The following is a 14,713-nucleotide window of genomic DNA, read 5'->3' on the forward strand; positions in this document are numbered from 1 at the left end:
TTGAAGATAGTATATATAGTGACAACGAGACAACCTATGATGAGTTTCTAAATATAGAGGATCAAACGGTGGAAAATCCTGAGAAAACTGTCTTAAAGAAAGCTGTTGCAGAGGAAGTTAGAAATATCATTGAATCGCTTCCGGATAAAGAGAGAGAGATAATAAAGTATAGGTATGGTTTTTATGGAAGATCTCTATCTCTCAAAGAAATTGGTGAGATAATGGGGCTTACTAAGGAAAGAGTAAGGCAGATTGAAAACAGAGCAATAGAGAGAATAAGAGAGATAATAAAAGCGAAGTCTCCCGAGTTACTTGAGATAAACTTCAACTAATTGGTTTCAGTCTTTTAGTGTCTAAAGTGTCTAACACCGGTAAATACCATAGCAATACCGTTTCTATTTGCCTCTTCTATTGACTCATCATCTCTGACAGAACCTCCAGGCTGTATTATCGCAGTTATACCTTCTTTGGCTAAAAGTTCTACACTGTCCTTAAATGGGAAAAAAGCTTCTGACGCACATACCGCTTTTTCTAACGAGAATCCCATTCGTTTAGCTTTTTCTATCGCTATTCTTACGGAATCAATTCTTGATGTTTGCCCACCACATATCCCTATTGTAGATAAGTTCTTAGCAATTACTATTGCATTTGATTTGACAAACATCACAACTTTCCAAGCAAACTGTAGATCCAACCATTCATCTTCCGAAGGCTTTCGGGTTGTCACTACCCTACATCTTCTGATCTCCTCAACCAAAGAGTCTTTCTCTTGGAGTAGTACCCCACCGTTTATACTCCTCATTTCAAACCTACCGTGCTGGTAATCTAGGTTTTTCACCCTAATTATTCTTAAGTTTTTCTTACCCTTTAGAATCCCCAGAGCCTCATCCTCGTAATCCGGAGCTATAACAACTTCGTAAAATGTCTCCACAAATCTCTCTGCAAGTTCCTTTGTTACTTTCTGAGAAAAGCCCACTATTCCTCCAAAGGCCGAAATAGGATCACACTTAAACGCTTTTTCATAAGCCTCATAAAGAGTTCTTCCTATACCTGCTCCTGACGGTGTATTGTGCTTTATTATACAACAAAAGTTTTCTGAGGAAAACGCCTTCACCATCTCTAATGCTACATCCGAATCAAGAATGTTATTGTAAGAAAGTTCCTTTCCCCAAAGAACTTCACCCGAGAACACCGACAGAACCTTGTCCAAAGTAAACAACGCATATGCAGAAGCACTTTGATGCGGGTTTTCCCCATACCTCAGTGACAGTATCTTTCTAAGAGGTATAGCTGTCTCTTCCGGAAACTTTTCGGATGAGTAATTACTAAAAAAGCTAGCAATTACCGCATCGTATCTGGCAATGTGATTAAAGGCCTTAGTAGCAAGATTTATACGAAACTCTAAAGTATTCTCCCCATTTCTTAGCCTTTCTATAACTGCCGAATAATCTGACTTATCGGTAACTACTAAAACCCTCTCAAAGTTCTTAGCTGCAGATCTAACCAGAGTAGGACCACCTATGTCAATATTCTCAACTATTTCCTCAAGGTTGGAAGTTTTCCTTACTGTTCCTTCAAATGGATAAAGGTTTACAACTACTATCTCTATGTTGGGAATCCCATAAGTAGCAATCTGGCTTTTGTGATCCTCTTTGTCTCGGTAAAGTATTCCACCATGGATAACAGGGTGAAGGGTTTTCACCCTACCATCAAGTATCTCCGGAAAACCTGTGATAGATGAAACCTCAATTACCTCTATTCCACTCTCCCTAAGTAGCTTGTAAGTTCCCGAAGTTGAAATTATCTTATATCCCAAATCGCTCAGATTTCTGCAAAATTCTACAATCCCTTCTTTGTCATATACACTAACTAGAGCATATTTCTCATTTACCATAAGATCTCATTATTTCTCATCCTTGATCATAGCACTCAAAAAAACAGGTAAGCCCATATGGTGTATTTGATCCAAAAGTTCTTCTAATTCATCTATATGTCTGTCTTCATCTCTTAGTATCTCCTCAAGCATGGTTTTGGTAGCAAAATCTCCAACTTCTATTGCAACCTTTATAGCCTCGTTATAAGCTTTGATTGCATACTCCTCAGCTTCTCTGTCGTTCTCTATCTGCTTCGGAACTTCAGACCCTATTTTTATCTCTCTAAGATTGGAAACTATCGGTTTCCCTTCCAAAAACAGAATTCTTCTTATAAGCATCTCTGCATGTTTCATTTCGTCAATTGCTCTTTTTTCAAAAGACTCATGAAGTTTTTCGTAACCCCAGTTAGCACACATCTCAGCATGAACCACATACTGGTTGATAGCAGTCAATTCATCCGCAAGAAGAGAATTTAGAGATTCTATTATCTTCGGATTTCCTTTCATATACTCCCTCCTTTGTTTACAACTTAGAGTTAGAATGGTGAACTAACCACATAAATACTTGCAACTAAAGATCTCATTCCCAATAGGTTATTACGAGAGTAAGAAAGTGGAACTTATAGTCCCAAACTCAATCCAAGATTAAAGAAGACGTACCCAATGTAACTCTGATACAACCCTGAGTTATAGCCTGCTCTTACAAATATCCTTAACTTGTCTGTAAGAGAGTAACCAACTCCAGCATTAGGTCTAAAACTAACACCTACACTTCCTGAACTAGCAAAGTCGTTGAAACTATTACCGTATGAAAGAGATAAATCCAATCCGCCGAACATAATCACTTTATCAAATGTAAAGTAATATGCACCACCTACTATAGCTCCGAAATCAACTAGGTTTACCACATAGTTATTTTCAGATCCCTGAGCATACTGAAACCCCAAACCAAATTTTACATAGATAGGGGCTCCTATCAGTTTGTTCATATTTTCGTTGATACTCACCTCACCTACAACTCCGGTTCCATCAGCATAGAAAGGCATTCCCGCCAGAACAGCTACATCCAAACCATGACAAATTACCGAGGATAGAACAAAAGTCACTAAAAAAGCTACGATCACTCTTCTCATAATGGCCTACCTCCTTACGTCTACAAGAACATTGTAAATTAGAACTAAAGTATTTTTCACTTTTAATAAGTGAAATTTGGTCAAGAGTTTGGTATTTTTTGTGGAAGTGATTTACAGTTTTTCTGTGATTCATATGTGCCTCTTTTTGCCTTTATTTTACGAGGCAAGAGGAGGTTTTTCACTTTAATTTCTACCAAACTTCCCTGTAAACTTTAGTCAGGACGCCCAAAGAAAGCAAAAAGCTAAAGAGCCAAAAAATAACATCATGAGATTAATTTCATCCATCGCTTTAATTTGAGATACAAACCTCAAGTCTTTATAATTAACCAGGAAGGAGAAGAAGAATGATAAAAAATATCAATCCATTTATCTCCGAAAGTTTTTACCAGAACTACCAGTTTTATTCCTATAGGCTTAGAGATCTGTTTATCGGTCTAGGAGTGTTCATACTAGTATTCATCAACTACGTTATCTCTTTAACACCATCCGTTGCTGCCGGAGATCATGGAGAGCTTGCAACTACAACATACTCTTTTGGTGCACCACACCCTTCAGGATATCCATTATTTGCAATTTTGGGGAAGTTTTTCTCCTATCTTCCATTTGGTAATGTTGCTTACAGGATAAATCTTATGTCCGCATTCGCAGGTTCTGCAACTGCGTTTGTTTTTTTCCTATTCGCTCTCAAAATTCTTGGAATTACAAGAAAACCTGACATTGTAAGGAACATCAACGGTATAGATCTAAGGATATACCTTCCTGCTATCTTGGGAAGTTTAGCTATAGGTTTCTCCAATCTTCTTTGGGATCAGTCAATAATAGGGGAAGTTTACTCTTTACATAGCCTCTTAAACGGACTTGTCCTAATAGCATTTATGCTCTGGTATGAAGATGTGGTTTTTAACTACTATCACACCAAGGAACCTTACATAGGAAGCAGATACCTGATACTTCTTTTCTTCGCAATGGGACTAAGTCTAACTGATCATCACCTTTCTGCCGGTTACATAATTCCAATAAGCATACTCATAGTTCTAATCGTATTTTCCGCTCTATGGGGCAAGGTCACTTTCAAGATTAGAGACCTCCTGTCTACCAAATTCTTACTGATTATCGGGTTTCTACTATCCCTGATACTAGCTATAGTCCTATTCTACTACAATGGCTGGAAAGTGTTAGGTCCTATCTCTCCTCAGCAAGCTTGGATTATCACAATTGCACCTTTTGTGCCTATGATCTTTGCCGGCTTAGCAGGGTATCTCTATCCAGATAACAAAGAAGATAGATGGGTCAGAGATTTACTCCAGACTTCGTTTTGGGGAATTTTACTTTTCATGCTCCCCATTGTTGTGTTTTACGGATATCTTTGGATAAGAAGCATAGCAATATACAGCATGCCCGAAGCTGAAATAAGAGTACTGACATGGGGAGAGATAAAAAGCCTGGATGTGTTATGGACACACATCTTAAGAAAGCAATATGGTGGGCTTAGTGGAACACCTCTTTACTACAACCTTATGATGCTCTGGGATCTCGTAAAAATACATTTACAACAATTCCACATCGCATTGTATTTGCTTATCATACCCGGCCTAATAGGACTATTCAAAAAAGATATCAACTTTAGTTTCTCCTTGCTCTTTATATGGCTTACATTCCTAGTGCTCTTTGCGCTCTTTGTTCAAGGAGAACCAGTTGAAAGAATGAGAGCATTCTGGAGTGTATTTTTATTACAATCATACTTCATAGTTGGGATATTTGTTTCCCAAGGAATGCAAACAACAATGGACTGGGGTGAAAGAATTATCCCTATCGCCAGAAAATCTTGAAGGTAGCAGAAAGTTCTTTTACTATATTCTAGTAGATTTGGAGGAATAGATGAAAATCACAAGATTAGCTATCATCATCATGCTCATAGTAGTAGTATGCGCTTGGGCTCAAACGAAAAAAGAGTCTTCCGAAAAACCTCTAGTATCTACCAAAGAGGAGCAAAAGCAGGAACCCGAAGATGTGATCTTTTCCTTCGGACCTGAGGATGTAGACCTACTGATAGACTTGACTTACTCAGATAACTACAAAATCGCCCAAAAAGCTGTATACAGGCTAGGACAATTAAAACTTAAAAAAGCATTTGATAGACTTATATCCATATTCCTATTCTCAGGTTCCTCTGTTGAAAAAGGATTTGATGAGGTCATTTTAGCCTCAATTTGGGCACTGGGAGAACTAGGAGACAAGAGAGCACTAGAACCTTTGGTGGACAACTACGACAGGTTTAAGTCTATTCCCTACAGAATAGAGATAATAAGGGCAATAGGTAAACTTGGAAAAGGATCTGAAAAAGCTTTCATCTTCCTTGACAGAGTTATTAAATCTGTTGACAACAACATGATTGCCTTTGAAACCGTAAGAGCGTTAAAAAATGTTGATAAACCTGAGGTTATTAAAACCTTCTCTGAAGTGCTAAAGAGTGGAAGATTTGAAAGATGGGTCAATAAAGAAATAGAAAAAGCGCTGTCCGAGATGGGAACCTCTCAGGAGGAAGAAAAAAAGGGAAAATGATCATAAGGTTTTGGGGAGTTAGAGGCTCAATACCAGTTCCGGGACTCACTACAGCCGTTTATGGTGGTAATACATCTTGTATAGAGATCCGAAACGACGAAACAATCTTCATCATAGACGCAGGCTCAGGAATCAGAGCACTAGGAGAGAAGATAAAGTCCTCATACCCAAAGTACGAGATAAATCTGTTATTAACACATACCCATTGGGATCACATCCAAGGACTTCCCTTCTTTTCACCAATTTTTGACTACAGGTATAAAATTCTAATATACGGTCCCAGCATGTTAGGAAAACTACGAAACATGATAAGTGGACAAATGGGATACATATATTTCCCTGTCAAGATGGAAGATCTTGCATCTTACCTTGAGTTTAGAGAACTTGAAAGTGAGACTTTCAAAATAGGAAAAACCACGGTTTCAACAATTTACCTCTATCACCCCACAGCTTGCCTTGGCTATTCTTTTGAATACAACGGCAAAAAAGTAGTCACATTATTTGACTTTGAAGTAGATATACCCAAACCACAGATACTAGGAGGAAACTATTTTTCCCAAATGGTTAGAATAGTTGGAAAAGAAAACATTCCATCAGAAGAAAAAATATTAGAGTTTGCCAGAAATGCAGACATCCTTGTAATAGACGCTCAGTATACAAAGAAAGAGTACACCACCAAAAAAGGATGGGGGCATTCATCAATTCCCAGCGCTATAAACTTCGGAATAAAAGCAATGGCTAAGAAAATAATCCTATTCCACCTAGACCCAAACAGAAAAGACGAAGACATGATGCTGATAGAACACTACATTGAAAACTACTTTAGGATGAAAGGTATTAAGTTCAAAATATATGTTGCAAGAGAAGGAATGGAAATTGAAGTTTAACCTACTTCTACTAGAAATACTTAACATCAAAGTAATTCCACTCATACTTGCAGTAAGTATTACCTTGGGGTGTGAAACTCCTAACCATCATAGCGAAAATCTAGAAGAAACTAATTTAATAGCTACAAAAAGTAAAATTGTGGAAGAAATAGAAAAGTTTAAAGATGTTAAGTTTGGCCTAGGAGAAAAATTCCTCATAGAGGGTATTGATTACCTTTCCACCATGAACTACAACAGAGCAATATATTCTCTCAGTAAGTCAATATTCTATAACCCTATCCCTTCTGAGACAAAGTACCTTCTAGCCAAAGCCTACTTTAACTCAGGAAAAATAAAAAACGCTATAGACCTGCTTGAGGAAATAAAAGACAGCGAGCTTTCAACATTCGTTCTACCTAAACTCTCCTCCATTTACTCAAGACTATCCCTATCATTCAACTATAAGCTTCCTCTTTCATACTTCAGCCTGACAAATATATACGGAATCCTCTCAAATAGAAAAGTATTCTCTCTACCTAGCAGTATAAGATTTTTCCCTGAGAAAGGAATCGCTATAAATTCCTTCTCTGACGGCAAATTTCTAACTTTTGACAATCAATTTTCACTCTCACATTATACTCTAGGCAAGAAAATAGTGGATATTGCCTACGATGATGATAAAAAGGTCTTCTGGCTTCTGGGTTTCTCAGAGCTATACGAATACTCCGAAGGCTGGTTCAATCTAAATGTTTTAAACATCAACACTAAGAAGATCTTTAAATTTAGTGGAACAAACTTCAGAAAGATAAGCATTCTGGACGAGTGGTTGTATATACTTGATACGCTAAGTAAGAAAATACTGGTAATCAGCAAGGAAGATGGCAGAGTATTGTTCTCCTTTCCTGAAGCTTCACTACACAACCCAAAAGACCTTGAAGTGTATTCAGGGAAAATTTTCGTTTCCGATAGTAACGAAATAAAGGTATTTTCTAAGTATGGAGAACATCTATACTCTCTTACTTTCAGAGATATGATAAACGGGTTTTGCACATTTGGAGACAGTTTTGTAGTCGCAAGTGATAATGGCATATTCCTCCTCTCAAGAGAAGGCAATACCTCAAGCATAGTAGAGGGACATAAGTTTGACGATGTAGCTATTGGATATGAGAACAAGATCTACGCTCTTAGCACAGAGGAAAACAGAATAGAGGTCCTTGGAAATGAATACCTACATACTTACAACTTAGATGTTGACATAAAAGGTGTATTCTCCCAGCATTTTCCAATGATAGGAGTTCTAGTAGGGGTGCGGAATATCCAACAGGACTTTATTGATAATCTAAGGAGTTACAACTTTGAAGTTCTAGAATCAGGAGCTAGCATAGTCATGCCAGAATGTGAACAGACCTATTCTTTCCTAAAAAGAAAAAGTCTCTACATAGTCATTGAAAAAAGCAAAGAGGTTTTTGAAAATATTGACATCATCACCAGTTTTCTCAGAGAACTACTAGAGCAACTCAGACCATCTGATCACATCAACCTGTCAATAGTTGATGAAAACTTTGTGACATTTGGAAAAACAAATGTATCAGTTTTAACTCCTCTGGAATTCATTGAGAAAAAATTCACAGCTCCTTCAGAAAGGTATAAGATTTTGGATGGAATCTCAACGGCGGTAACGGAACTACTATACTCTGTCAGAAGAAACGCAGTTCTTGTCATATCCTCTGGTAACCTTGAGTCCGACAGTTCTCTCACGGACATCTATACACTTCTAGACTACGCCTATAACAACTTTATACCTATCTATGTAATTTCCCTCTCCACCAACAACGAGCTAAAAACCTTAGCTCTATCAACTGGAGGTAAGTATTATGACAAATCTGTCCTACTTTCGCCTACTATCTTCCTAAGAGACTATGAGAAAGTTAGAGTATTCAGATACCTAGTAGTCTTCAAAAGCCTTCATGAAACTCTATACCCAGATGGTAAACTTGTTGACCTTGAGGTCAGAGTGAGGTATGGTAATCTTTTTGGGAAGGATAGAACAAAGTATGTTTTTCCCAAGGTTAAGAAAGCAAGTGAAGGAGGAGGTGCACCAGCAGGAGGACACTAATCCAAACCTTTTTAAGCTTTCGTTTATGTGTCTTTCCTACATGTACTAAATTCCCTGTAACACCTATAGATTATCCCTACCCCGGCAAGCGATGTAACCATATTTGCTCCTCCGTAACTCAGAAGAGGTAGGTTTGTTCCTGTTGGTGGTAGTAACCCTATATTAACAATGATGTTAACTATAGCCCATACCGAAATGACTGTTGAAAAACCAACTATCAGAGAACTTCTATACAAGTCTTCTACCTCCACAGCAAGTTTGAGAGAGTAATAAAAGAAAGTGGTAAAAAGAGTAAGAACAACCAAAGCACCAATCAACCCTGCCTCTTCACCGATTACAGCAAACACAGAATCTGTATGTGCCTCGGGAAGGTATTTCTCCTTTATACTTCCATTACCTACCCCTACCCCAAAAACGCCATTCTGGAAAGATTTTACCATATATATTGAGTGGTAACCTCTGCCAAAAGGATCGGACCAAGGATCAAGAAATGCTAAAATCCTATTCTGAAGGTATGGAAACTTCTCCCCAAAAAGTAGAATAAAGAAAAAAGACACTAGAACCGTCAAAATCACCTGCAGTGGAGGTATACCACCAACATACATAATGACTATACTACTAACTAACACGAGAAAAGCCATTGACACATCCAGTTGCAAAGATACTACTACAAAAAACAAGACAGACACCACAAATATCGGTAAGAAAACATTGAGAAAATTACTCTTATCTTTCTTCCTTGAAAGCACTACCGATATATAGAGTATTAAAACCATTTTCACTATCTCTGAAGAAGAGATATTCAGAATTCCCAAGTTTATCCATCTATACGCATCTCCTCTAGCTTTACCAACCCCAGGAATAAACGGAAGAATACTAATCAAAATTCCAAAAAGTAAAATAAACTTCACAAACTTACCATAAACAGAAGTGTCTATCCTAGAGAATACCAGCATAGCAACTATACCCACCACTACCCACAAAAACTGTCTACCAAAAAGAACAAACGGGTTTCCAAACTTATGCAAGGACAAAGAGTAAGTTGTAGAGAGAACGAAAGCTAACCCTATCACTATGAGTGAAAAAACTGAGATCATCACCATCTGGATGTAAAACTTTGCCTTCCTACAAGAAAGCTCCCTATCTTTTCTACCATCAGAAAGACAATAGACAGTATCTCTAAGAAGTTCTTTCCTAAGAAAAGAATCCATATAAAAAGATATTCGGAAACCGAAAAGTTTTCTAGATCTTTTTCAACACAACGTAGTAAGGGATATCGGTTGAGAAAGTGATCATAGGGATTTTGCTTGAGAATGAAGATATGTATATCTGCTCAAGGAATGAGGACAGTGCCTGAATATACTTCTTCTGAGCCTCCTTTGCTTGAACAAGCTTTCTCACGTTACTCTCAGGTTCAACAAGCTCCACAAAATCACCATCTATGAAAGAAATCTCTTCCGCTGAAAGCACTTGAAACAAAACAATATCTCTCTTAGGAAATAGCTTTCTAAGCACTGAAATCTCTCCAGCAGAAATAAACAGAAAATCCGAAATCACGAGTAGGTTTGAATTACTACCCATATAGCTAGGAAGCTTCCTTAAAACCTCTGAGAAGTTTGTAATACCACCACACCTCATCTCCCTTAGCAATAAATCAAACTTCTGAAAGTTCTTCTCACTAAAGACAAATGTCTCATAAATGTTACTGTCAAAAGTAGAAAATACAACTTTGTATCCCTCAGTAACAAGCTTGTAAGCTACTATACTCACAAGATACTTTGAATACTCAAGCTTCAAAATCTTCTTACCAGCTAACATTGATTTTGATATATCAAAAAGTATCAAAACTTCGTTACTTATATCCGTTGAAAAAACCTTGGTATACAGTTTACCCATCTTAGCATAGAGCTTCCAATTAACATTCTTAAGTTCATCTGAATAGTAGTATTCACGATGTTCCAAAAACTCGTTATTACTACCCTTAATGTTTATACTCTTGTTAGTATTCTCTGAAATAAAATACTTCTTGAATATCCTTGCTATGTTCACACCCTTAAGATAATCAATTGCTACCTTTTCCAAATACATATAAGCAAAACCATATCTCCAAATACTTTAAGATCCATTAGAGGATTCCCAAAGCCTGTTTTCCTTCATCCGAAATTTTCTCTGGTGTCCAAGGTGGTTCAAACACAAGGTTCAATTTCACTTTCTCAAACTTAGATTTTAGTATTTCCTCAACCGCATTCATAAGAAAAGGTCCTAACGGACACCCTAGGGAGGTAAGTGTCATATCAACCTCAATGCCTTTACCATCCTCACTTATATCCACCCTATATATAAGACCTAAATTTACAATATCAATACCTATCTCTGGGTCATAAACTGATTTGAGCATTTGCAAAACCTCTTCTTTTGACATCTTCACCCCCTATCTTACGCTTGAATAAAATTTAATCCCAAGCAAGCAAGTTTGTCAATTACTACAATTTCTTAACCCTAAAACTTCACATCTTAGCAAACTCAGCTTTCCAATAAGTAATTCTACATCACCAACACGAAATCCCCAAAGAAACTACACAGTAAACTCTAGACTTCACCGTAAAACCAACTCTAAATGGAAAAACTCACAGGTATTCCTGTAGAATATTCCCTACTTAAAAGAGAAAGACTATGTTTAGTAAAGAACTAAAAGAGAGAGTATTGATCTCTTCTGTTCTAGCTCCAATAATTCTCTTTGTTGCTCTTCCTTGGTTTGACTCCCCACTTTACTTTGGATCTGTCTACTTTTTCTTCATCATTTTAGCTCTTGCCATATTTTTTGAGATAGTAAAAATGTTTGAAAAAAAATATTTCTACATCCCCAAATTCAAAAAAACTACTTTCGTTATATTCGTAACAATTTCAATCATTGTTTTCTCATCAATAAGTATAACAGACAAGTTTCCATTACAAAACTTAGCATTGGGTGAAGAACCTACAGTTAGAGACTTTGGAAGTATAGCGATGATAATTTTGTCACTATTTCTATCACTTTTAATCCTGAATTTGTCACTTTCCGCCTTAAATATATCAAAGAACAACTACTTAATAAGCGATAGTATTCTGTCAGTCAGCTCTACGTATATTGTGCTCTCAGTGGGATCAATGTTAACATTAAAACTAATTGATATCAGTAATAAAACGTTCTTTTTAGCGTTTACTCTGGGGGTAGGTTGGTTTTCTGAGGCAGGGGCACTGGTGATAGGTAAAACATTAGGTAGGATAAAACTTTTGTTTCTAGCAAGTCCAAACAAAACTCTTGAAGGCACAATTGGAATGTTAGTTCTTGGAATCATAGGGGGAATATTATTTAAGTTTATTTTGGACTCTGTGGGATACCAAAGCTTTATCTTCATTCCGTCTTACACTGATGCTATCATATTGGCATTAGTAGTGGTATTTCTCAGTTTCTTTGGGGATATAATTGAATCACTGATGAAGAGGTTTTTTGATACGAAAGACTCAGGGCATATATTTCTATCATTAGGAGGTGTTTTTGATGTTTTTGATGGTGTTATGCTTGCTTCATTTGGAGTTATGTTATACTACCTCGTTTTCTGATATTCGTTGATCAGTATAAATTCTCAATGTCAACATCTTTGTAGTAATACTTTATTATCTCTCTGTAATTATATCCTTGATCTGCCATTGCCTTAGCTCCCCATTGGGACATTCCAACGCCATGGCCCCAACCGTAACCCTTAAATGTTATTCCATATCCATCGGTTTCTATTTCAAACTTAGGGCTTAGAACAGATGGAAAGACTTCTCTAAATCTGTTTACATCAATTTCCACTGTAACTTTGTCTTTTCCATCAGTTGCAGTTACCCTTATTTCCCTAACCGATCCTGAAGGCATTCTGTAAGGAATCTCTATTGCAACCAGTTTTAGATTGTCATTACCAAAGAGCCCTTTCAAAAAGCTACCCTTCGGGATGTAGGTGCTCCAGAAAGATCTATAGGTATCTTGAGAGAATCTATCAACAGACGGCTTTAGGTATGGTAGATACCTTGCTCCTATCACCTCAGGAGACTCTATCAATCCTCCTGAGTTTGCGTGAAAGAACGCAGATATGATTTCTCCTTTGTAGGTTATAACAACCCCCCTTGTTTCTCTTACTGCTCTGCTTGTCCGTTCATGTACTTTTTTAACTCCAGAGTAGACTTGCGATTTGTAGGAGCTTAAGACATCATACTCCTTGCCTTTACTGTCTAATATTCTTCTCAGAGCATAGGTTCTAGAAACTATAGCTTGAGCTTTAAGAACTTCCATAGGCCATAACGCTGGAACCTCAGAAGGCACAACCGATTCTAGATATTCCTCTAACTCTACTACATTAATCACCATTACTACAGACCCTTCAGCAACTAATCTAAAAAAACCACTGTACTCTATCCCATCAAAGATAATATTACCATCCGAGTAAACATCCACTCTCTCACCCAGAGTTATTCCATTCACAACTATGTTAGTCTTATCCAAACTCACGGAAATCTCTCTCTCCAGCGGAATACCTTCAACAAAGAGTAATCTACCCGTAGAGAAAAGCCTAAAAACTTTCCTTTTATCTATAAGAACCCTTATGTTTGTACTCCCAACCTTCCAGAAATCACCTACTACATCACTTCTTGGAATACAACTGAATGTCATCCCAACTACAGTAAGTATTAGCAAAGTAAGAACTCCATGCTTTAGCTTCAGCAACTCTTCACCTCCTTGACTTATCAATAAAATATTTTTTAATTATAAAGGAAGTCAACAAGTTTTAACAAGATCAAATGAAAAGTTGCCATAAAGTCTAGTTCTCATTAGAGGAGAAAACTTGCTACTCCAAGATTACGAAACCATTAACATTCCACACTTTAGATATAATCTTATCCACTTCTTTTAGAAGCTGAAACACATTAGCTCCGTATTGGGGTAAAGTCCTAGCGTTTTATTTCTCCTTTCATAGATTAGAACAACTCTCTAATTTTATCCAATATTATTGATCCTCTTTCAGTTAGTATAATTTTGTTGTCCTTTATCCTCACGAGTCCATAAAGGGCTAGTCTCTGGATACCATCTTTATACTCCTGTACTTCACAACTACTTGCTTCACTAGGAATCAGCTCCTCTAGAGTAGTTTCTTCTTTCTGTAGTAACATTTTGAGTAACAATAGTTCTTTACCTTTAGGTAGGTAAAAAAGATTTGGTATGAAAACAACATCGTTAAATTCTTCATTCATGTAGTATACCTCTGATGAGGTTATGAACCCAGCTATAGTAGTTGCTACTACATGCATTTTAAGTCCACCTGTTGGGTTGAAAAACACTTTAAAACCTTCTTCTTTCTTTTTGACTGCTATGTAGATTAGAATGTCCACAAGGGTAAACAGGTCTTTTTGAAAATCACTTACTGCAACTTCTGGATAATATTTTGCTTCGTAGAAATATCCACTCACCTCTTGAGGAGAATACAATACGTAACCCTTAGTTTTGAGATATTCCTGTATTGCTGTCCTACATAACTCATTTGACATAGTTTTTGTTCCGAATAGGAAAACCGATATATTTGATGGATCTTTATCTTTGACTACTCTTAGGAAGGTATTCAGTTCTGCAGACATTACCATAGGGTCGGCACTTACAATCTGAACAACCTTTCTGATCTCTTCTGGATTTTCCATTATTTCCTTCCAGCGATCTTCTTCAGAGATTCCTATGTCAGTGTATAGTTTCTTTTTTGATTTCAGATTTGTTATTATAGAAACTCCAGTACTTATTACGTGAAACTCTTTTTCTCTCATACTAATCTTCTCTTGTTAGGCATCAAATATTCCATATCCTAATGAAGTTTTTGCTCCTATTCCATGCTCTTTGAGTGCATTTTTCAGGAGAATAGTAGCTTTTTCTAGAAGACTTTCATCTCTTGATAGTAGCAAGAATTGGAATTTGGTTTTACCGACTGTTAGGAATGTTATAGGAACTGGGTTTTGCCAGTCTGCTGGTGGTTGGTTCTTAGAATAGTAGTCAGGATAGTGTGGGTTCATAATGTCAAGTTCTAATTTAATTTCACTGACAGGGTAAGCATCCATGAATATGACTCTACCCTTCTGCTCCTGAGTTCCGAATATCTCA

15 protein-coding genes are annotated in these 14,713 nt (G+C 37.0%); 6 read left to right on the top strand and 9 right to left on the bottom strand.

What is annotated here, in order from left to right; genetic code table 11:
• A partial coding sequence (locus ABDH28_05465; GenBank protein ID MEN2998465.1) for a sigma-70 family RNA polymerase sigma factor occupies nt 1-332 on the top strand: 332 nt, incomplete at its 5' end.
• Nucleotides 333-346: 14 nt separating this feature from the next.
• Here the strand turns inward: ABDH28_05465 and purH are convergent.
• The 3 genes from purH to ABDH28_05480 all read right to left on the bottom strand — a co-directional run bounded on the left by purH (nt 347) and on the right by ABDH28_05480 (nt 3,006).
• Entirely contained in the window at nt 347-1,894 is a 1,548-nt protein-coding gene (gene purH / locus ABDH28_05470) for a bifunctional phosphoribosylaminoimidazolecarboxamide formyltransferase/IMP cyclohydrolase (protein ID MEN2998466.1), read from the bottom strand.
• A 9-nt stretch (nt 1,895-1,903) separates the two neighbouring features.
• Nucleotides 1,904-2,380, bottom strand: coding sequence for a bacterioferritin (gene bfr / locus ABDH28_05475; GenBank protein MEN2998467.1), 477 nt, complete (start codon nt 2,378-2,380; stop codon nt 1,904-1,906).
• 113 nt (nt 2,381-2,493) lie between these two features.
• Nucleotides 2,494-3,006, bottom strand: a complete 513-nt coding sequence (locus ABDH28_05480; protein MEN2998468.1) for a hypothetical protein — start codon at nt 3,004-3,006, stop codon at nt 2,494-2,496.
• A gap of 344 nt (nt 3,007-3,350) precedes the next feature.
• On the opposite strand from ABDH28_05480, the gene ABDH28_05485 reads away from it, so the two are divergent.
• The 4 genes from ABDH28_05485 to ABDH28_05500 are packed head-to-tail and all read left to right on the top strand — an operon-like array spanning nt 3,351 to nt 8,550.
• A complete protein-coding gene (locus ABDH28_05485; protein ID MEN2998469.1) occupies nt 3,351-4,835 on the top strand; it encodes a DUF2723 domain-containing protein in 1,485 nt (494 codons plus the stop codon).
• Nucleotides 4,836-4,884: 49 nt separating this feature from the next.
• Complete coding sequence (locus ABDH28_05490; protein ID MEN2998470.1) at nt 4,885-5,568, top strand: hypothetical protein; 684 nt, start codon at nt 4,885-4,887, stop codon at nt 5,566-5,568.
• Nucleotides 5,565-6,455 carry an MBL fold metallo-hydrolase gene (locus ABDH28_05495; protein MEN2998471.1) on the top strand — a complete coding sequence of 297 codons (891 nt, stop codon included), beginning with the start codon at nt 5,565-5,567 and terminating at the stop codon, nt 6,453-6,455. Before ABDH28_05490 ends, ABDH28_05495 begins: the two co-directional genes overlap by 4 nt.
• Nucleotides 6,421-8,550 (top strand): hypothetical protein, encoded by a 2,130-nt coding sequence (locus tag ABDH28_05500; GenBank protein ID MEN2998472.1) that lies wholly within the window; start codon nt 6,421-6,423, stop codon nt 8,548-8,550. Before ABDH28_05495 ends, ABDH28_05500 begins: the two co-directional genes overlap by 35 nt.
• A gap of 23 nt (nt 8,551-8,573) precedes the next feature.
• Here the strand turns inward: ABDH28_05500 and ABDH28_05505 are convergent, their stop codons facing one another.
• Genes ABDH28_05505 through ABDH28_05515 form a run of 3 tightly spaced genes read right to left on the bottom strand, consistent with a single transcriptional unit; the run spans nt 8,574 to nt 10,972 of the window.
• On the bottom strand, nt 8,574-9,761 hold the full coding sequence (locus ABDH28_05505; protein ID MEN2998473.1) for an FtsW/RodA/SpoVE family cell cycle protein: 1,188 nt from the start codon (nt 9,759-9,761) through the stop codon (nt 8,574-8,576).
• 31 nt (nt 9,762-9,792) lie between these two features.
• Nucleotides 9,793-10,638: a DUF58 domain-containing protein gene (locus tag ABDH28_05510; GenBank protein MEN2998474.1), complete on the bottom strand. Its 846-nt coding sequence runs from the start codon at nt 10,636-10,638 to the stop codon at nt 9,793-9,795.
• Nucleotides 10,639-10,675: 37 nt separating this feature from the next.
• Nucleotides 10,676-10,972 carry a metal-sulfur cluster assembly factor gene (locus ABDH28_05515; protein ID MEN2998475.1) on the bottom strand — a complete coding sequence of 99 codons (297 nt, stop codon included), beginning with the start codon at nt 10,970-10,972 and terminating at the stop codon, nt 10,676-10,678.
• Between the two features lie 251 nt (nt 10,973-11,223).
• Here ABDH28_05515 and ABDH28_05520 point away from each other — a divergent pair, with 251 nt between their 5' ends.
• Nucleotides 11,224-12,153, top strand: coding sequence for a phosphatidate cytidylyltransferase (locus ABDH28_05520; GenBank protein MEN2998476.1), 930 nt, complete (start codon nt 11,224-11,226; stop codon nt 12,151-12,153).
• 10 nt (nt 12,154-12,163) lie between these two features.
• On the opposite strand, the gene ABDH28_05525 is transcribed toward ABDH28_05520, so the two are convergent.
• The 3 genes from ABDH28_05525 to cmr6 form a co-directional block, all read right to left on the bottom strand.
• Complete coding sequence (locus ABDH28_05525; protein ID MEN2998477.1) at nt 12,164-13,297, bottom strand: SpoIID/LytB domain-containing protein; 1,134 nt, start codon at nt 13,295-13,297, stop codon at nt 12,164-12,166.
• Nucleotides 13,298-13,548: 251 nt separating this feature from the next.
• Nucleotides 13,549-14,382, bottom strand: coding sequence for a putative CRISPR-associated protein (locus ABDH28_05530; protein MEN2998478.1), 834 nt, complete (start codon nt 14,380-14,382; stop codon nt 13,549-13,551).
• Nucleotides 14,383-14,397: 15 nt separating this feature from the next.
• Nucleotides 14,398-14,713: type III-B CRISPR module RAMP protein Cmr6 (cmr6, locus tag ABDH28_05535; GenBank protein MEN2998479.1), on the bottom strand; the 316-nt coding region annotated here is incomplete at its 5' end.

This window comes from Brevinematia bacterium (genome assembly GCA_039630355.1).
In the GTDB taxonomy this organism is placed as follows: Bacteria; Spirochaetota; Brevinematia; order DTOW01; family DTOW01; genus SKYB106.

Excerpts from the sequence above, each read along its gene's own strand:
- ABDH28_05505 (MEN2998473.1), bottom strand. The coding sequence starts at position 9,761 with ATGGATTCTTTTCTTAGGAAAGAACTTCTTAGAGATACTGTCTATTGT.
- ABDH28_05485 (MEN2998469.1), top strand. The coding sequence starts at position 3,351 with ATGATAAAAAATATCAATCCATTTATCTCCGAAAGTTTTTACCAGAAC.
- ABDH28_05495 (MEN2998471.1), top strand. The coding sequence starts at position 5,565 with ATGATCATAAGGTTTTGGGGAGTTAGAGGCTCAATACCAGTTCCGGGA.
- ABDH28_05530 (MEN2998478.1), bottom strand. The coding sequence starts at position 14,382 with ATGAGAGAAAAAGAGTTTCACGTAATAAGTACTGGAGTTTCTATAATA.
- ABDH28_05500 (MEN2998472.1), top strand. The coding sequence starts at position 6,421 with ATGTTGCAAGAGAAGGAATGGAAATTGAAGTTTAACCTACTTCTACTA.
- ABDH28_05480 (MEN2998468.1), bottom strand. The coding sequence starts at position 3,006 with ATGAGAAGAGTGATCGTAGCTTTTTTAGTGACTTTTGTTCTATCCTCG.
- ABDH28_05520 (MEN2998476.1), top strand. The coding sequence starts at position 11,224 with ATGTTTAGTAAAGAACTAAAAGAGAGAGTATTGATCTCTTCTGTTCTA.
- ABDH28_05515 (MEN2998475.1), bottom strand. The coding sequence starts at position 10,972 with ATGTCAAAAGAAGAGGTTTTGCAAATGCTCAAATCAGTTTATGACCCA.
- ABDH28_05490 (MEN2998470.1), top strand. The coding sequence starts at position 4,885 with ATGAAAATCACAAGATTAGCTATCATCATCATGCTCATAGTAGTAGTA.
- purH (MEN2998466.1), bottom strand. The coding sequence starts at position 1,894 with ATGGTAAATGAGAAATATGCTCTAGTTAGTGTATATGACAAAGAAGGG.
- ABDH28_05510 (MEN2998474.1), bottom strand. The coding sequence starts at position 10,638 with ATGTATTTGGAAAAGGTAGCAATTGATTATCTTAAGGGTGTGAACATA.
- bfr (MEN2998467.1), bottom strand. The coding sequence starts at position 2,380 with ATGAAAGGAAATCCGAAGATAATAGAATCTCTAAATTCTCTTCTTGCG.